General features: G+C 42.6%; 14 protein-coding genes. 6 read left to right on the plus strand and 8 right to left on the minus strand.

The features are described from left to right. Both ACSVI6_RS01835 and ACSVI6_RS01840 read right to left on the minus strand, forming a co-directional pair. Entirely contained in the window at window positions 1-699 is a 699-nt protein-coding gene (locus ACSVI6_RS01835) for a DUF975 family protein (RefSeq protein WP_491720839.1), read from the minus strand. Window positions 700-781: 82 nt separating this feature from the next. Next, window positions 782-3433, minus strand: coding sequence for an HAD-IC family P-type ATPase (locus ACSVI6_RS01840; protein WP_491720840.1), 2652 nt, complete (start codon window positions 3431-3433; stop codon window positions 782-784). A 265-nt stretch (window positions 3434-3698) separates the two neighbouring features. Between ACSVI6_RS01840 and ACSVI6_RS01845 the strand changes: the two genes are divergently transcribed. Further along, window positions 3699-3959, plus strand: a complete 261-nt coding sequence (locus ACSVI6_RS01845; RefSeq protein WP_491717029.1) for a hypothetical protein — start codon at window positions 3699-3701, stop codon at window positions 3957-3959. 56 nt (window positions 3960-4015) lie between these two features. On the opposite strand, the gene ACSVI6_RS01850 is transcribed toward ACSVI6_RS01845, so the two are convergent. Further along, entirely contained in the window at window positions 4016-4807 is a 792-nt protein-coding gene (locus tag ACSVI6_RS01850) for a DUF975 family protein (RefSeq protein WP_491719941.1), read from the minus strand. Window positions 4808-4894: 87 nt separating this feature from the next. Continuing rightward, complete coding sequence (locus ACSVI6_RS01855) at window positions 4895-5710, minus strand: LysR family transcriptional regulator (protein WP_491720942.1); 816 nt, start codon at window positions 5708-5710, stop codon at window positions 4895-4897. 114 nt (window positions 5711-5824) lie between these two features. Between ACSVI6_RS01855 and ACSVI6_RS01860 the strand changes: the two genes are divergently transcribed. After that, window positions 5825-6847 carry a YeiH family protein gene (locus ACSVI6_RS01860; RefSeq protein WP_491720841.1) on the plus strand — a complete coding sequence of 341 codons (1023 nt, stop codon included), beginning with the start codon at window positions 5825-5827 and terminating at the stop codon, window positions 6845-6847. A gap of 124 nt (window positions 6848-6971) precedes the next feature. Next, window positions 6972-7307, plus strand: a complete 336-nt coding sequence (locus tag ACSVI6_RS01865; protein ID WP_491717032.1) for a hypothetical protein — start codon at window positions 6972-6974, stop codon at window positions 7305-7307. A 75-nt stretch (window positions 7308-7382) separates the two neighbouring features. Here ACSVI6_RS01865 and ACSVI6_RS01870 read toward each other — a convergent pair whose 3' ends face one another. The 4 genes from ACSVI6_RS01870 to ACSVI6_RS01885 all read right to left on the minus strand — a co-directional run bounded on the left by ACSVI6_RS01870 (window position 7383) and on the right by ACSVI6_RS01885 (window position 13694). Next, a complete protein-coding gene (locus tag ACSVI6_RS01870) occupies window positions 7383-9059 on the minus strand; it encodes a glycoside hydrolase family 13 protein (RefSeq protein ID WP_491717033.1) in 1677 nt (558 codons plus the stop codon). A gap of 106 nt (window positions 9060-9165) precedes the next feature. Further along, a complete protein-coding gene (locus ACSVI6_RS01875) occupies window positions 9166-10494 on the minus strand; it encodes a dihydrolipoyl dehydrogenase family protein (protein ID WP_491720842.1) in 1329 nt (442 codons plus the stop codon). Between the two features lie 85 nt (window positions 10495-10579). Further along, on the minus strand, window positions 10580-11920 hold the full coding sequence (locus ACSVI6_RS01880; RefSeq protein WP_491720843.1) for a dihydrolipoyl dehydrogenase family protein: 1341 nt from the start codon (window positions 11918-11920) through the stop codon (window positions 10580-10582). A gap of 154 nt (window positions 11921-12074) precedes the next feature. Further along, the gene (locus ACSVI6_RS01885; protein ID WP_491720844.1) at window positions 12075-13694 is read right to left on the minus strand and encodes a malolactic enzyme; all 1620 of its coding nucleotides are present in this window, start codon (window positions 13692-13694) and stop codon (window positions 12075-12077) included. Between the two features lie 139 nt (window positions 13695-13833). On the opposite strand from ACSVI6_RS01885, the gene ACSVI6_RS01890 reads away from it, so the two are divergent. The 3 genes from ACSVI6_RS01890 to ade all read left to right on the plus strand — a co-directional run bounded on the left by ACSVI6_RS01890 (window position 13834) and on the right by ade (window position 17554). Beyond that, window positions 13834-14718, plus strand: coding sequence for a LysR family transcriptional regulator (locus ACSVI6_RS01890; protein WP_491717037.1), 885 nt, complete (start codon window positions 13834-13836; stop codon window positions 14716-14718). An 11-nt stretch (window positions 14719-14729) separates the two neighbouring features. Continuing rightward, on the plus strand, window positions 14730-15749 hold the full coding sequence (locus ACSVI6_RS01895; protein ID WP_491717038.1) for an NAD(P)-dependent alcohol dehydrogenase: 1020 nt from the start codon (window positions 14730-14732) through the stop codon (window positions 15747-15749). Window positions 15750-15865: 116 nt separating this feature from the next. After that, window positions 15866-17554: an adenine deaminase gene (gene ade / locus ACSVI6_RS01900; RefSeq protein WP_491720845.1), complete on the plus strand. Its 1689-nt coding sequence runs from the start codon at window positions 15866-15868 to the stop codon at window positions 17552-17554. The last annotated feature ends 264 nt before the right edge of the window (window positions 17555-17818 follow it).

Genomic DNA, 17818 nt, shown 5'->3' on the forward strand with positions numbered 1-17818 from the left:
TTATGAATTGCTTAATTGGTGATAGTAATTCATCATTGTGATTTGGAAGTAGGGGTAAACGAAAATTCCTAAAATTGGAATCACCGTGTACGAAGTAGAAATGTTCAATAGGATCCACCAGCCAATGAAGCTTAACTGGAGCCATAGTAATTCAGCCTTGTGCCCAACCATCATCTGACGACTCTTGGTGATTGCTTGAAGTGGCGAGATTTTATTACCACTCACGTAGGCATCACGGTAAATATAGATTGACTGTGAGTAGGAATAGGACTTAATAATTCCTGGAATGATAAGTAGGCAGGTCCAAAGGATGATAAAGATAAATTGAATCAAAATCGTAATGATTACACCAAATACCATTGGTGTGCTAAAGAGCTTGGTCGACTTATCTAGTGGATGCTCCCTAGTGGCATTATTTCTAATGATATCTAAAATTTGAAATGAGATCCCAACTAATACAATTGTGGTGATGATCGAAATCAGGTATAAAAAGTTAATTTGGACTCGAAATTGACTGTAGTATGATGCAACGGCACTACTACCAAGGTTAATGTTAGTCAAAATGTCCCTAGAAATCTGACTAGAAAGGATTCCACCAATTGATTCTAGAATCAAATACGGTAAAAATAAAATAAAGTAGAAACGAAAATGCTTTAGAAATTCTTGATTAGCATCTTGTTTCAACGTTGAGAAGTTCATTGCGGGCCTCCATAAATTTGATTTATTAGTATTTTAACACAAAAACGCCGGGAAGCGTTGAAGCCTCCTGGCGTTAGTTTGATTAGTCGATTTTAAAGCGTTTAGAAACCCACTTATCTAATTCTGAAAGCGTTAATACTACGATTCCAGCGGCAATTGAGATTAGCCAACCTGACAACGGAATTCCATCAGTCTTGAATAGTTCTTGCATGAATGGAACGTAGGTTAGGATAATTTGGAGGCCAATCATTGCGCCAATGATCCAGAAAGCAGCTGGATTACTGAACAGGGCCTTGGAGAAGAGTGGTTCACTCGTTCTGATGTAGAACAGGTAGAAGATTTTCCCAAACACGATTACGTTAACGACGACGGTACTTGCGACCTCAATGCTCCAACCACTAGCGATTAGAGTATCGAAGACCACGATTCCACAGATTGCCATGATTGAAGAAATATAGGCCATTCGAATCATATCAGCCTTACTTAACAGCGAGCTATTGTTATCGCGCGGTTTCTTCAGCATGATGTTCTTTTCAGCTGGTTCGAAGATGAACACGAATTGAATCGTGATTGCAGACACCATGTTGATCCATAGTAACTGTGTAGCGTTCAACGGCATATCGTTCTTAGTCAAAATCGTAAATGCAATGATTAACCCTTCGGCAAACGAGGTCGGCAGTAAGAATCGGATACTCTTTTTGATGTTATCGTAGATTCTGCGTCCTTCCTTGATGGCGGTCGAAAGCGTCCCGAAGTTATCATCGGTCAAGACCATGTCAGCGGAATCCTTGGCAACGTCGGTTCCCTTGATCCCCATGGCCACCCCGATATCAGCCCGTTTTAAAGCGGGGGCGTCGTTGATCCCGTCCCCAGTCATTGCAGTCACCTTACCTGCAGCTTGGAGTGCTTTAATAATCTGCAGCTTGTTTTGTGGCGTAGTCCGAGCGAACACTTGGTTCTCTAAGACGGCCTTAGTGAATTCGGCATCATCTAGTTGATCCAATTCAGCACCTGTAATCGCGTGAATTTCAGGAGCCAATCCGAGCTTTTCACCAATTGCCTTAGCAGTTACGGGGTTATCACCAGTGATCATCTTCACTTCTACGCCAGCTGCGTTCATTTCCTTTAGTGCTTGCACCACTTCTTCGCGCGGTGGATCGATGATTCCAGCCAACCCGAGGAATTGAATTCCAGAGTTGATCAATTCATGGTTAATTTCATTTGTGTTCTTGTCAACAGGCTTGTAACCAACGGCAATCACCCGTTTTCCAGTCTTGGAAAGCGCATGGACCTTTGTTTCCCAACTTTCAACGTCAAAGTCTGGATCGGTCTTTTTAGCTAGGGCTAAAACCTTATCTGGTGATCCCTTTACAAAGAGTTGTTTATTTCCCTTCGGATCAACCACGACCTTCCCCATGTAACGGAAAGCAGAATCGAACGGCAGTAGGTCTACTTCTTGGTAGTTAGGAGCATCCATTGATTGCATCCCCTTGTGATAAAGGGTCAAGAAGGCTCCATCGGTGGGTTCACCATTAATCTCCCAAGCACCAGCTTCTTGATTTAAGGTCGTATCATTAGCCTCAAAACCAGCGGTCAGGAATAACGAAAGCTCCTTGCTATGCACTGGTTGATCGTTGGCATCTAAAATAAGGCCCTTGGGTTGATAACCAGTCCCAGTAACGTGGTAAGTCCCGCTCGGTAGTAACACGTCAGTGGCGGTCATTTCGTTTTGGGTTAACGTCCCCGTCTTATCGGTTGCAACGACATCGACAGAACCCAGCGTTTCAACGGCTGGTAAGCTTTTGACGATCGTGTGTTTATTTTTGGCCATGTCGCTAACCCCACGTGATAACACTACCGAAGTCGTAGCGGGTAATCCTTCAGGAATTGAACCCACGACCATGGCAACTACGGCTAGGGCTAATACTGAGACGGAGTAGGTTTCAAAGTATAGGCCGATTAAGAATAGCAGTACCGAAACGCCCATGATGACGTATGAGACCCACTTCCCGAGTTGATCTAATTCCTTCATCAACGGGGTCTTTCTTTCGGTCGCGTTATTTACTTCTTGTGAGATTTGACCAATTTCAGTCTCGTTCCCAGTGGCGATAACCACCCCAGTCCCACTTCCAGAAGTAACGGAAGTGTATGAAAAGGCGATATTAGCCTGTTCAGCAAGCGAAGGGTGGGCAGCAGTAATGACGGCTGCATCTTTTTCGATCGAATCGGATTCACCAGTCAAGGCCGATTCTTGAATCCGTAAGTTATCAGTATCAACTAGCCGTAAGTCAGCGGGAACACGGTCTCCGGCTTCAAGGAACACAACATCGCCGACCACAATGTCTTTGGTGGGGATGTCGATTCGCTTGCCGTCGCGATAAACCGTGGAATTCGTGGCTAGAATCGATCTGATTTTTTCTAATGCGTTGGAAGCGTTTGCTTCTTGATAATAACCAATAATTGCATTTGCTAACACCACCAATGCAATGATTAGTGAGTCTGAGTAGTGACGCATTAATAGGGTTATGACAGCAGAAATGATTAGTACATAGATAATGACTTCATTAAATTGGCGTAGGAATAGCTTTAGTTTGGAATCCTTCTTGAACTGGAGTTCATTCGGTCCATTTTGGGCTAATCGTTCACTTGCTTGTGAGCTTGTCAGTCCGCTTTCAAAATCTTTAATCTGATACTTATTCTGAATTTCCTGGTCAGTTAATTGATAATCCTTCATAATATAATCTCCTTTAAGTCTAAATCAAAACGTTAAAATAATGATTTAATTACTCAATTAGAAAATAATGAAGGGCAATGATGAACCTTGGTCTTAAAAGATCAGGGCCACTATCCATGTGCTACACCTCCTTGTATATTGATAATTATTTTACCAGAATCAATGAACTTTTTGTATATATTTTAAGTTTTTTTAATAAATTGATGGAAAGTCGCTATAAATACTGCTAAAATAAAGTTATTAAAAATATAGAGGAGCTTCGCATATGAAATCAAAAAAACTATTAATTGGATTATCCATCGCAACCGTTTTAGTTGCCGCACCCGTTGTTTCTGGTGTTGTTAATGTTAATGCTGCTACTAATGCGCCTGCTGGCCAATTTAGTAGAATGAGACGGAATAGTCGCCCTCAACGAATGAGCCACTTTAACATGTCAAAGAAATTAGCAGGCTTGAGTAAATTTAAGCATCTTAAATCAAACCATTCAGTTCCAACTCAAGGAACACCAAAACCAAACACTAAATAATTATTAATGTTAAAAAGCTAGCCAGGAAATTTCCTGACTAGCTTTTTGTTTTAAAACTATTTAGCTGATTGTGATAATTTAACGTAGTAGTTAGCATAGGTTAGCTTAGTGTATGGAGTCACGAAGAAAATCCCCGCGATTCCCGCAGTAATATAGCTTAATAGGTACCAAGGAATGAAGCTTAACACCAAGAGGAAGAACTCAAGTTTGTGGCCATTCATCAATTTGCGACTAATAGTAACCGCTTGGTTATAACCAACTGGGTTCTCAGCATCTAATGAATCCCGAAAGATATATTGGGCCTGGGAGTAGGCGATTCCCTTAGCTGTAACAAATGCTGTACAAGCAATTGAAACGAGGGCCATGATAATTACGATGGCGATAAAGATAGTGCTGTTATTACTTCCAAATTTAACTGCAGCACTATATGTTATGATAGTAACTATCAACGAGAGGACTGTCCAAGCGAACATATAAGCATACTTAATGACCCCGACCACGAAGGCGCCAAAGAAATAATCCCCACGGGTAAAGATGTTAAGGGCCTTCTTGAAACCACCAGTAAATTCGGTTTCTTGGCCCCGCATGACTTTGATCATTACTAACATTGCACTGAGTAGTAGTGCATTGTTAATGTAGAAAGTAATGCTAGATAATTGATTACTGTTTTGTGTAATATTACTAAAATTCCCAATGATCACATTATGAAAAGATGTATAAATATATACAAATAAAGCTCCAGAGCAGATTATGCCAAAAAGGTATGTTGGAACCAACAGCATTAATAAGAACCCATAGTGATGAACTAATTGTTGCTTCGCTTCAGATTTTAAATCAGAAAATTTCAAAAATACCACTCCTTATAATGATATTTTTATTATACATAATTACTGCTGTAGTTTAAAGCAATCTTAATATTTAAGGGTTCATGGTCGTTACTGCTGAATTAAATTTAGAATGTTTTTCTTTAATTCCATTAATTCGTGAAACGGATAGCTTTCGCGATTCAAAAAGAAGAATTGCCGTTCAAAGTTGCTGCTCAATGGCTCAAAGGGAATGCCAACTGGCAATACATCCCTAGAAATAATCGATTGCCCGATCCCTGCGGCCAACAAACGCACGATTAAATCGTTATTATCAATGAGGATGCGTTTGGTAGGGTTAACATTCCGTTGTTTAAAAAATTCTTCGGTATAGTGGTACACCCCAGAGCCATTTTCACGTTCCAACCAAGTATCGCTAGCGAAGTTTCCAGCATGAACTAATACGTCGGTATGAAAAGCCGTTCGTTCAATCGCGGGGGTAACGATCGCCTTTTCGATCAACCCGAACTCAAGTTGATGGTTCTCCATTTGCTCGGCAATCTTAGTTGAGTTAGTCACCGTTATCTTGAGACTGACCGATTGAGGCAGGGTGAGCTGCTTTAAAACGTTCGTAATCACTACATCGGCGGTGGTGTTGGAAATCCCCATGCGGCATTGGATCTTATGGGGATGGTGGTTGGTCAATTGACGCTGAAGGGCCTGTTCTTTTTCGAAGATGCTGACGCCGTCGTTATAAAGTTGATCAGCTAAGCCGGTCGGGGTGACCTGACTGCGTGAATTACGGGTGAACAACTTGGCTCCTAAGAGCTCCTCTAGTTTTTTGATCTGTTGGGAGACTGATGATTGAGATACGAAGATTTGTTTAGCCGCGAGTGAAAAGTTGCGATTTTCATACACGGCGCGAAAGGCTAAGAAATATTTGAAGATGGTTGATCATCCTTTCTATTCGATTTGATAATAGTAACTATTACAATTATTAACTTCTCTTATTAAAAGTCAATTGTTATAATTTAATTATTAATTACATAGGAGCTGATTTAAATGGTAAATACGCTGAAAGAACGGACGCCAGGTTTTGCGGTAGCCTTATTAGTCGCAATCGTGAGCCAACTGCTAACGCTGTTCATTCCAGATGTGGGAGCTGCCACAATTTCAATTATCCTAGGGATTATCCTGGGCAACACCTTTGTAAAACAAAAGGTGTTAGGTGCTGGAACTAAATTTGCTGAGAAACGATTGCTGGAATATTCAGTAATGCTATTAGGACTGACGATTACGTTCCAAACGATTATTCAACTGCATTGGACGGGCTTATTATTCGTGATCTTACAAATGAGCATTACGATTACCGCAGCAATCATGATCGGTAAGTGGCTACAATTCGACGATGGAATCTACCTTTCAATGGCTGGGGGGAATGCAGTGTGTGGGTCTTCTGCGATCGCTTCGATTAAGCCGGTCATTAACGCAAGTGACGAAGATGCGGGAATGGCGATCACGCTGGTCAACCTCATGGGGACCGTCTTGATGATCTTACTGCCGATCTTAGGAACGGTGGTGTTCGGCAACGTTGATTTGACCCGCGGGGCGTTGATCGGGGGGACCGTTCAATCGGTCGGGCAAGTAATCGCGAGTGCAACGATGGTTAATCAACCCACGGTCGAATTTGCAACGCTGTTTAAGATCATGCGGATCATCATGTTGGTAGTGATCGTAGTGGTCTTTGCCAGAATCCACAAGCACAACGTCAGTGAGAAGCAAACGATGGAAGCAGTGGAGCAAGATGTCAAGAAGCATAAGATTGATTTTCTCCCTTGGTACGTACTCTGGTTCTTGATTTTCTGTATTGCCAATAGTTTGATCCATTTGCCTAATTTTGTGGGGGCGTTTGCTCACTTCCTCAGTAGCTGGTGTGAGATCATTGCCTTAGCCGCAATTGGACTACGGTTGAACTTGCAAGCCTTTTTGAAGGCCGGCAAGTGGTTTGCGATTTATAGTCTCGGGGTCGGGGCGGTGCAAGTCGTTGCTGCGTTACTCCTAATTAAATTGCTAATTCATGGTTAATATACTTTTATTATAAAAAAAAGCAACTTTTTTGTTAAAAAAGGTTGCTTTTTGATTTTAAATTGTGATATTCTTATATCAACAAATAAAGATATCATTATATGAAAATATGGAGGAAGTTATTATGGAACATAAAATCGCGGAACAAAATGGAACCCACGTTCACTCAATGAAGTGTGGACACACGAAGTTATTACACAACGGCCACGTTGATTTTGTAGAAGCTAACGGTCACTTACACCACGCTGATGGCGATCACTTTGACGAATGTGAAATTGCGGTTGATAGTGTGCACCCAGATCAAGAAGTGCATGTTGTTGACGCTGAATTACATGATGATAACTGTGGCCACCAAAAGGTTGACCATGGCGACCACGTTGACTACTTAGTTAACGGTCGGCTTCAACACGTTCACGGCGATCACGTTGATGATCACGGTGCCGTTGATCCAGTTAAATAATTTTAAAATCTAAATTAAAAACCAGTTTAGTCAGGGGTATCCTAACTAAACTGGTTTTTTAGTTGTGAATTTAAATTAGAAGAGGTAAACCTTACTTTCAAATGGTCTGAGTTCAGTTCCTTGATCATCTGCGTAGTTCCCAATCAATAATTGGGCCCCTTGGGGGACTTGATAATCACGGGAAACATCTTCAGCCGTAAAGTTATTGATCGAAATTAACGTTAAATCATTGTAGTGGCGCTTGTAGGCAAAGACTGCATCGTCTGTTGGGTCTAATTTTTCAAATCGACCGTAGCGAATGATGTCGTTGTCCTTACGGAGTTGAATTAATTTTTGGTAATAGTAGAAAACGGAATCCTGATCGACTAATTCATCCGCTGCGTTGATTTCAGGGTAGTTAGCGTTGAGGCGGTACCAAGGTTTAGCAGCGGTGGTAAAGCCAGCGTACTTACTATTATCCCATTGCATTGGGGTTCTGGCGTTGTCACGAGAACGGGAGGCCAAGAAGCTAAGCATCTTATCCGAGCTGATCAAGTGTTCTTGGTCAACGAGTTGTTTGTAGGCGTTGATCGATTCAATATCTTCGTATTGATCGATGCTAGTGAAATGGCCGTTAGTCATCCCTAGTTCTTCACCTTCATAGACGTATGGGGTTCCTTGCAACATGTGTAGCGTCGTGCCAAGCATTTTCGCAGCCCGCACTCTGAATTCTGGTTCGTCGTTGGCAAATCTAGAAACCGCCCGTGGTTGATCATGGTTGTTCCAGTAAAGACTGTTCCAACTTTTACCGTCGAGGCCTTCTTGCCATCTGGACAGCGAGTGCTTTAATTCGGTCAATTTAACAGGCGCATCGTTCCATTTTCCGAGGGCTTTGGTCGTCCCAAATGATAAGCTGACGTGTTCGAATTGGAAGATCATGTTCAAGCCACTGCCGTCCAAGTTCGCATATCTAACGGCATCTTCGGGGTTCGTAGAAGGCATTTCGCCGACCGTCATGACGTCGTATTTAGATAATACCTTATCGTTCATTTCATTCAGGTATTCCAATAGATGGGGACCGTTAGTCGTCATTGGTTCACATGGCGCAAATTCTGACCCCTTTGGTACGGGACCGTTAGGCAGACCCTCAGGTTTTGAGATGTAGTTGATAACGTCCATTCGAAAACCGTCAACGCCCTTGTCGAGCCAAAAACGCATCAGACTGTAAACCGCTTCGCGCACTTCAGGATTTTCCCAGTTTAAATCGGGTTGACCTTCCGCAAAACAGTGGAGGTAGTATTGGCCCCGTTCTGGAACGAACGTCCATACGGAACCAGAGAAATTGGATCCCCAGTTATTTGGTTCGTGGCCGTCAACGGGGTCACGCCAAATGTAGAAATCAGCGTACTTATTATCACGGGACTTCTTACTTTCTTGGAACCATTCATGTTGATCAGAAGTATGGTTGACCACGAGATCCATTAATAACTTAATGCCCTTTTCATGCATTGCACTTAGCAGCGAGTCGAAGTCAGCCATTGATCCATAAGCTGGTTGGATTGCTTGGTAGTCTGCAATGTCGTAACCATTGTCCTTGTTAGGTGATTTATAAATGGGGTTTAACCAAATCGTGTTGGCCCCTAATTTTTTAATGTAATCAAGGCGGTTTTCGATTCCCTTCAAGTCACCGATTCCATCGCCGTTACTATCTTGAAAACTCATTGGGTAAATTTGATAAACAACTGAATCCTTGAACCAATCGTTTTTTGACATATTCCAAACTCCTCCTTGGTAATTAAGTATTGACTATATTTTAGCATAGTTCAAAAGAACGCCTTAACTAAATGAATTGGCTTAAAGTAAAAATAATGAACAGCCGCTATAGCTTTTTCCAGACTTCATGGGTGATGGATGGGAATAGCGGGATGATCGATTGAATCTGCTTTGGATTCATCTTGAGTGCAATCGCTGGCAAGAGCGAATTGATGGCGTTATCTGCTTGTTCACTCATTTCAGTGACCCCGACTAAGTGTTTGGCTTTATCGAATACCAATGCTTGTTTAGCAAGGTGTTGATGGTCAACTTGACGGAACCAGCCCTTCGTTAAATCGGCATGAATGACCTGGTATTGATCACTAGACTCTGCTTGTGCAATTGACACGCCTGCTTCCGCAATTCGTGGCGATGTAAAAGTGACCGATGGAATGACGGGGTCTTCGATCGGTTGATTGGTTTCACCACTAATGAAGCGAGCGATGTATTTAGATTGAAAGGTTGCCGATGGAGTGAGGTTAGGGTACTTGGTATCCGTAATGTCACCAGCGGCGAAGATATTTGCTACGTTGGTCTGTAGGTGTTCATTGACCTTAATACCATGTTGATCATATTCGATCCCCAATTCGTCCAGTCCGTATCCAGCAACGTTTGGGACCCGTCCCGTTGCATCTAAGATCCAATCGGTAGTTTGAATCTGATGCTCTCCATATTCAACGGAGAAACGGTCGCCATCCTTAGCGAAGCCGCTGACGTTAGCGTTCGGGATAAATTGCACCCCCCGTTTACTCAAATCAGATACCACTGCTTGAGCATAGGGTTGGTAGAACTTGCGCAACGCCTTGTCACCGTGCATCATCACGGTCACGTGGGCACCGAATTGGTTAGCAATCGTCGCGAATTCCATGGCGATGTAGCCGCTGCCGATAATCACAATGTCTTTGGGAAGTTCATCCAGTGCTAGGAAATCTTTGCTATTATGTGCTAACTCGGTGCCTGGGACTGCAAGTTGATGCGGGTGTAATCCCGTTGCAATCACGATTTTATCAGCAGTCGTGACTTTTCCATCGATATCAACGGTGTGTGGATCGCGCATGGTCGCCCAGCCATGGAGCATGTCGATGCCCAAGTTGGTAAACTTATTTTCCAATCCATCAGCGAGTGGATCGATGACCGCATGCTTATAGCGCATGTTAGCAGCCCAATCCAATGTTAATTTTCCGTTCACGACGGCTTGCATCCGTTCTTGCTGGCGGGTTAGTTCGACTGGTCCATCTAATACGAGTTTGGCATTACAACCCCAGTTAGTGCAGGTGCCGCCGACTCTTTGCGCTTCGACCTTTGCAACGCGGTAGCCAGCTTTAGCTAGTTGCGGGGCCCCATCGGAACCATGGCCAGCACCAATGAATAAGACGTCATAATCATACTTTGTCATTCGCAATTCCTCCTTAGTGTAACAAAAAAGCGAAGCACTAATTGTACTTCGTTTTTTCGTTAGTTATTAATTAGTTAATTTTAAATTAGATGGTTGCCCATACATCACTAGCAACTGATGGGAAGATTTGGATAATCCGCCCGATTTGTTCCTTCGTTAACTTAAATTCAATTGCTGGCAACAAGGTGTTGATTGATTCAACAGCATGGGAACTAACTTCAGAAGCACCAACTAAGTGGCCTTCCTTATCGAATACCAATGCCCGTTCTGCAACGGTGTCGTTATCAACTTGGTAGTACCAGTCATCCTTTAAGTCAGTCTTAACAACCTTGTAGTTATCATCCTTTTCGGCTTCAGCAACTGAAACTCCAGCTTCTGAGATCCGTGGGGAAGTAAAGGCGTTAGTACCAACGGCAGGGAAGTCGATTGGAGCATCGCTTTGTCCTGATAGTAATCCAGTGAGGTAAGTGGATTCGAAAATAGCAGTAGGGGTCAACTTAGGTTGCTTGCTGTTAATCACGTCTCCTGAAGCGTAGATGTTTTCAACGCTAGTTTGGAGATGGTCGTTAACATCGATTCCGTGACGTTCGTCAAACTTAACGCCAACTTCTTCAAGGCCAAAGCCATGAACGTTAGGAACCCGACCAGTAGCATCTAAGATCCAGTCAGTAGCTAAGGTGTCGTTTTCACCGTATTCAACAGCAAATGCGTCGCCATCCTTCTTGAATCCACGAACGTTACTGTTCTTGACGAAGTGCACACCACGTCTTTGTAAGTCAACTAAGACCTTCTTAACGAATGGTTGGTAGAATGGACGTAATGCTACGTCGCTGTGAAGCATAACGGTAACGTCAGCACCAGCGGCGTTAGCAATGGTAGCAAATTCCATGGCAATGTAACCACCACCGACAATCGTGATCCGCTTTGGAAGGTGAGTTAATGCAAGGAAGTCCTTACTATTATGGGTTAATTCAGTTCCAGGAAGATTTAGCTTGTGGGGAGTGAGTCCAGTAGCAATTACGATCTTATCAGCAGTCTTCTTTTCGCCGTCAACTTCAACAGTGTGAGGATCTGTTAATTTACCGTAACCCTTGATAACATCGATGCCAGCACTAGTCATCAAACCTTCGATGGCACCAGGTAAAACATCAATAATGGAATGCTTGCGTGACATATTAGCAGTCCAGTTAATGGTTAATTGTTCACCATTCAATTGATCTTTAATTCTTTCTTGTTCACGAGTTAAAGCAACGGGTGCATCCAAAGCAATCTTAGCGTTACATCCCCAGTTAGGGCAAGTCCCACCAATTGCTTCAGCTTCAACAACAGCAACTTTTTTACCAGTGCCTGCTAAAGGAATCGCACCATCAAAGGTACCATGACCGGCACCTAAATAAAGAACATCATAATCGTAATTTGTAGCCATAAAAAATGCCTCCAATTAAGTTATTTTTTATCCATTTTTATTCTACATTTTTACTACATTGTTATTCTAGCATTTACTTTGTTTGTGTACAAAGCATTTGCTCATTGAAAATCAAAAGGCGCCAAGTGTTGATACACCAGCGCCTAATTGGCAATTAATATTTAGGTTCCCATTTTGTATCTTGAATGGCTTGGTCAACGTCTTGAATCTTTTCACGGGTCAATCCTTGTTGCACAGCACTATTGGCAACGGCCTTAGCAACCGTTTCCGAGAATGCATAGAGCTTAGAAACAGGTGGTAAAACAGCAGCACCAGGTTTTTTAGGATCGACGATGCCGCTTAATGAATGGGCGGCTGCAGAAATCATTTCATCGTTTAATACGCTTGCGGTCGAAGCAATTGCCCCGAGCCCTAATCCAGGATAAACCAATGCGTTGTTAGCTTGGCCAATTTGGTAGGTAACCCCGTTATATTCAATATCATCAACTGGGATACCAGTACCGATCAATGCCTTACCGTCGGTCCACTTCAAGAGGTCTTCAGCCTTTGCTTCCGCTAACTTAGTTGGGTTGGAGATTGGGAAGATGATTGGCCGATCGGCATGGGCGGCCATTTCCTTGATGATGTCTTCGGTGAACGAACCCGGTTGAGTCGAAGTTCCGACCATGATGGTAGGGTGGACAGCTTTGACAACTGCGGCTAGGTCGGTGAGTGCATCTGGATTATCAAATTCAGACCGTGAGCGGGCGAATGGTCTTTGTTCTGGGGTGAGTGAATCATCGTCATCGAACAAAAGCCCCTGTTTATCAACGAGGTAGAAGTGTTTTTTAGCTTCTGCTTCACTCAACCCCTGTTGAACGAATTCTGCACATACCCGTGAAACGATTCCAGCCCCAGCAGTTCCAGCTCCAAAGCAGAGGTATTTTTGGTCTGTGAGCTTTTCACCCGAGATGTTAAGAGCACCTAGGATTCCTGCCAATACGATGATTCCAGTTCCTTGGATATCATCATTAAAGACGGTGTATTGTTCCTTATATTTGTTTAAGATGTTAGCAGCATTGGAACGCCCGAAGTCTTCGAAGTGTAGGTACATGTCAGGAAATAGCTTTTCGGCAGTTTCTACGAATTGGTCAACGAATGCGTAGTATTTTTCACCGTAAACTCTTTTTTGGTGGTTCCCAAGGTATAACGGGTCGTTCAACAACGCTTCATTATTAGTGCCAGCATCTAAGATGACGGGAAGGACTTGCGATGGATCGATTCCAGCAGCGGCAGTATAAACCATCAGTTTTCCAACGGCGATATCGACACCGTTCGTGCCCCAATCACCAATCCCTAAGATTCCTTCGGCATCGGAAACTACGATCAGGCGAATGTCACGCCCGTCAGCAGCGTTTCTTAGTGATTGTTCAATCGAATCTTGATCATTAATCGATAGGAAGGTCGCGTTTTGTGGTTGAACGAATAATTCGCTGTAGTTTTCAATTGATTCGGCAATCGTTGGATCGTAGACGATCGGCATGAATTCAACGACGTGTTGACTAAATAACTTGTAGAATAGCACCCGATTTTCGTTGAAGAGCGTCATTAAGAAAACGCGCTTTTCAATCGCTGATGGTTTGGATTGAAATTGTCCATATGCTTGGGTAGCTTGATCATCTAGTGATTGAACGAATGGTGGCAGCAATCCTTGTAAGCCAAGGGCCCTTCTTTCCGCCATCGTGAAAGCAGTGCCCTTATTTTTGAATGGATCATTTAAAATGTTATATCCCATTGCAAGTCCTCCTAGTAAAGATGCTAAAGTATTTATAATAAATTAATATTAATCCTTACGTTATTTAATAGTCAAAGATTAGATTTGTGATAAAATATTTTTATAAGGAGTCGTTGAACACTTGTGAAAGGGGTATTGAATGAATACACGCGATTTAGAATATTTTATTGCCTTGACAGAAATTAAAAATTTTTCTAAAGTAGCTCATGAATTTAAGGTTAGTCAACCGACGATCACATTTGCCTTGCAACGACTCGAACGTGAGATGGATAGTAAATTAATTATTAGATACCGCAGTCAAGAGCTGACAATCACTGATAGCGGAAACCAATTATTGCTCCATGCTAAATCGATCATTAAGAACGTTCAGTTAGCTAAGGCTGAAATTGCCAATTTTAAGCGTGCAAAGTTAATATTGGGGCTTCCACCGACGATCGAAAACCATTACTTTGCTAAGGTCGCAGCGCGCTTGAAGCAGCATCACTTATTAGATAAAATTGAGACCGTTGAATTGGGTTCTGCTGCTACTTTGAATGCGCTTAAAAGCGGTCAGATCGATTTAGCATTGCTGGGCTCGGTTAATCCGTTGGAAGAAGCGACGATTATTTCAGAGGAATTTGATCGGCGTCCGTTCGCAATCTATGTCTCGAAAGACAATCCTTTGGCACAACAGCAGGGGGTGTTCTTTCAGGATTTAAAACGCGAGGCCTTTATTCTTTTTAAAAGCGGTTTTATTCATAATAATGTTATTAACGCGATGGCAAAACGTAATCACTTTCGGCCACAAATTATTTTTCGTTCCAGTGGGATTCATAGTATCTTGAACATGATTCGGGAAAACGTTGGAATTGGGTGTTTCACCACCCTTGTTTCTGATCGGAATCCAGATGTGGTCAAGGTCGACCTATTGGATCAAGATGTGCCTAGTTTCGTTACCAGCATTGTCTATCGACGTTCCCATCTTTTTAATCAGCTGCAATCTGAAATTTTAAATCAGATTAGGGCTGCTTTGATTAATAAATAGGAGGTGAAAAAATGAAGGGAGTAGTATCTACTAAATCAGGGCGTTTAGCAGACCTAAAAATTGAATCGGTACATCGCCCCGAACCAGCTCCTGATCAGGTGTTGGTCAGGGTAAAAAATTCATCCATTAACTACCTAGATTATTTTCGTTACGCTAAGCCTGAACGAGCTAGTCGAAAGGCACTTAATTTTAGAATGTTCGACCGCTTCGTGAACCCCGCGATCAATAAGATCATGGGTTGCGATTTTGCTGGCATCGTTGAGGGAGTCGGCACCGACGTTCGCGATATCCAAGTTGGTGATAAGGTGTTCGGAATCACCGATGACTTTCAATACGGAGCGTGGGCTGATTATGTTTGTGCGAACGAAAATAACGTTGCTTTTACGCCCTCAAATTTAAACTTTAGGGATTGTGCAGCCTTACCAATGGCTGCTGGGACTGCTGTTACCGCTGTGAACGGGGCCAAAATTGATTTTAATAAACGGGTCTTGATTATTGGAATCAGTGGTGGGGTTGGACAATTCGCACTGCAATACGCCAGCTCACTGGGTGGCGAGGTCACTGGAGTTTGTGCCACCGAAAATTTAAACGTGGCTGCCAATTTTTATTTAGCAGATCTGATCGAGGCGAAACCGAACTGGCAAAAGCAATTGAAGGGTAAATTTGATAGCATCATTGTGGTCAATGGGCATCGTTCGCCTAGCTACATTCGGCGATTCTTAAATCCGAATGGGTACTACGTTGAAATCCATCAAGGAAAGCGCGGGATTGAAACGAATCCATTCGGCGACATGATGGAAGTCGGCTTTAGATGGTATCAAGGGCATTTTGAACACCTCTTTGTTAGACCCGATTGGCTTTGGAAAGTAGCGAATCTCGCTCAACGGGGCGTTTTGCATCCAGAAATCGATGCTACTTTTTCAGTGCGCTACATTAAAGATGCAATTAAGTATGCGATTAAAAATCCGATTGACGGTAAGATTTCGATCACAATGGATTTTGATGATCAAAAATATAATGAAGAACGCTAGCATCACTGGTTATCCAGTGGTGTTTTTGTTTGCCCTGCATCGAGTGTTGACAAAGAAATTTCGATGATTGATAATTGAAATAATTTTACATAATTTGATTGAAATGGGGAATCTAAATGCAAGTTGATTTACTAGTCAAGGGAAACAATGTTTTAAATGTTTACGCACGCCGATTTGAGGCGAATCAACTTTGGATCGATGGGGGCAAGATCATTGCGACTGGAGACCAGCCATTCACTGCCGAACAAACCTACGATGCTCATGATCAATACATTGTTCCAGGTTTTATTGATAGTCATGTTCACGTGGAAAGTTCTTTATTAGTCCCTTCCGAACTAGCGAAGGTCATTTTGCCACTTGGGACGACGACTATTTTTACCGATCCACACGAAATTGCAAACGTTGCTGGTGTGCCAGGGGTTCAATATATGATTGATGATGCGCGACAAACCCCTTTGGACGTTGATGTAATGTTACCATCATCAGTTCCTGCGACGCCTTTTGAAAATAACGGAGCAACCTTGAGCGCTGATGACTTACGTCCGTTTTATCGTGAACCAGAGGTCAAGGGGTTAGCCGAAGTGATGGATTATCCAGCCGTTTTAAAGCGCAGCCCTGGCATTATGGCTAAAATTAATGATGCTCTAAGCCTAGGCTACCAAGTTGACGGTCACGGGGCTGGTTTTAATCGTCAAATGTTAGATACATACCGTCAGGTGGGGATCAATACCGATCATGAAAGCGTGAACCAATCACAAATTGCAGCGCGTCTGGCGGAGGGCTTTAATATTTTCTTGCGTGAAGGGACCGTGGAACGTGATTTGCAAAATACGATCCAAGTCGTTAATGAAGGCAATGCCCAACAATTTTCGTTTTGTACCGATGATAAGTTCGTCAACACCATCTTAGCTGAGGGGGGCATCAATTACTGCGTCCGCCTTGCGATTGAGTTTGGTATTCGGCCCGAAACTGCTTATACGATGGCTAGTTATAACGCGGCGTTAGCGCATCGGGTGCAGAATTTAGGGATGTTAGCCCCGAATGCCGCTGCTGATTTATTAATCGTTTCTGATCCGTATCAAGTTGATGTTCAACGGGTAATGAAGGCGGGACATTGGATAGAGCAGCGAGATTTAGATACTAAACCCCTTGCCTTTGCGGCAGATTCGGTTCATCACCACGTTACGAAAGCAGATTTGAAGTTGCCGTTAGTTGGCGAGCATCCAGAATGTAATGTGATCGGGATTCAAAATAATCACATTGAAACGGATCACCTAGTTTTACCCGTTCCAGTTCATGATGGGCAATTTAGTGCGGATCTAAAAAATGATATTTTGAAAATGGTCGTGGTGGAACGCCACCATGACTTAGGAACGGTAGGGGTTGGATTAGTTCACGGCTTTAACCTTAAATCGGGTGCGGTGGCGACTACGATTGCCCATGATTCACATAATTTAGTCGTTGTCGGAACGAATGATGATGCAATTTTTAGAGCACTGCAGGCTGTCACTAAAGTGGGTGGCGGCATTAGCGTGGTCGACGATGAAAAAGAATTGGCAACAATGCCACTGGCAGTCGGGGGGTTAATGTCTAACAAAGATTGGCAATCAGCCAGTGAGGATTTGACCAAGATTACCAATGCCTACCAGCAAATTAGTGGTGCAATCGACTTTAATCCATTCATTACCCTCTCTTTTTTGACACTGACCGTCATCCCTACGATCAAGCTCACTGATCAAGGGCTCTATGACTTTGAAAAACAATCATTTATTAATGTACAAAATAAATCAAAGCGCATAAAATAATTACTAAGGATTAGACTATCTACGATTAGTTTAATCTTTTTTATTTTCATTTATTAATTTGTAAATGCAAAAATAAATCAATAATCGTTAGACTGATATTTTGTACAAGACTAATCCTTTATTATTTCTTTAATATCAGCCTTTGATGGACTTTTTGTATAGTAAACTCCACGATAAAATGATAATATAATTACATAAACAAATGTCAATTATAGTTCGAATCGATCTAGTTAATCGGAAAAGAAAGAAAGGGGCCTAATAATT

It is taken from the genome of Nicoliella sp. ESL1106, assembly GCF_058509965.1.

Coding starts and splice junctions, on each gene's coding strand:
- ACSVI6_RS01835 (WP_491720839.1), bottom strand. CDS start 699: ATGAACTTCTCAACGTTGAAACAAGATGCTAATCAAGAATTTCTAAAG.
- ACSVI6_RS01840 (WP_491720840.1), bottom strand. CDS start 3,433: ATGAAGGATTATCAATTAACTGACCAGGAAATTCAGAATAAGTATCAG.
- ACSVI6_RS01845 (WP_491717029.1), top strand. CDS start 3,699: ATGAAATCAAAAAAACTATTAATTGGATTATCCATCGCAACCGTTTTA.
- ACSVI6_RS01860 (WP_491720841.1), top strand. CDS start 5,825: ATGGTAAATACGCTGAAAGAACGGACGCCAGGTTTTGCGGTAGCCTTA.
- ACSVI6_RS01865 (WP_491717032.1), top strand. CDS start 6,972: ATGGAACATAAAATCGCGGAACAAAATGGAACCCACGTTCACTCAATG.
- ACSVI6_RS01870 (WP_491717033.1), bottom strand. CDS start 9,059: ATGTCAAAAAACGATTGGTTCAAGGATTCAGTTGTTTATCAAATTTAC.
- ACSVI6_RS01875 (WP_491720842.1), bottom strand. CDS start 10,494: ATGACAAAGTATGATTATGACGTCTTATTCATTGGTGCTGGCCATGGT.
- ACSVI6_RS01880 (WP_491720843.1), bottom strand. CDS start 11,920: ATGGCTACAAATTACGATTATGATGTTCTTTATTTAGGTGCCGGTCAT.
- ACSVI6_RS01885 (WP_491720844.1), bottom strand. CDS start 13,694: ATGGGATATAACATTTTAAATGATCCATTCAAAAATAAGGGCACTGCT.
- ACSVI6_RS01890 (WP_491717037.1), top strand. CDS start 13,834: ATGAATACACGCGATTTAGAATATTTTATTGCCTTGACAGAAATTAAA.
- ACSVI6_RS01895 (WP_491717038.1), top strand. CDS start 14,730: ATGAAGGGAGTAGTATCTACTAAATCAGGGCGTTTAGCAGACCTAAAA.
- ade (WP_491720845.1), top strand. CDS start 15,866: ATGCAAGTTGATTTACTAGTCAAGGGAAACAATGTTTTAAATGTTTAC.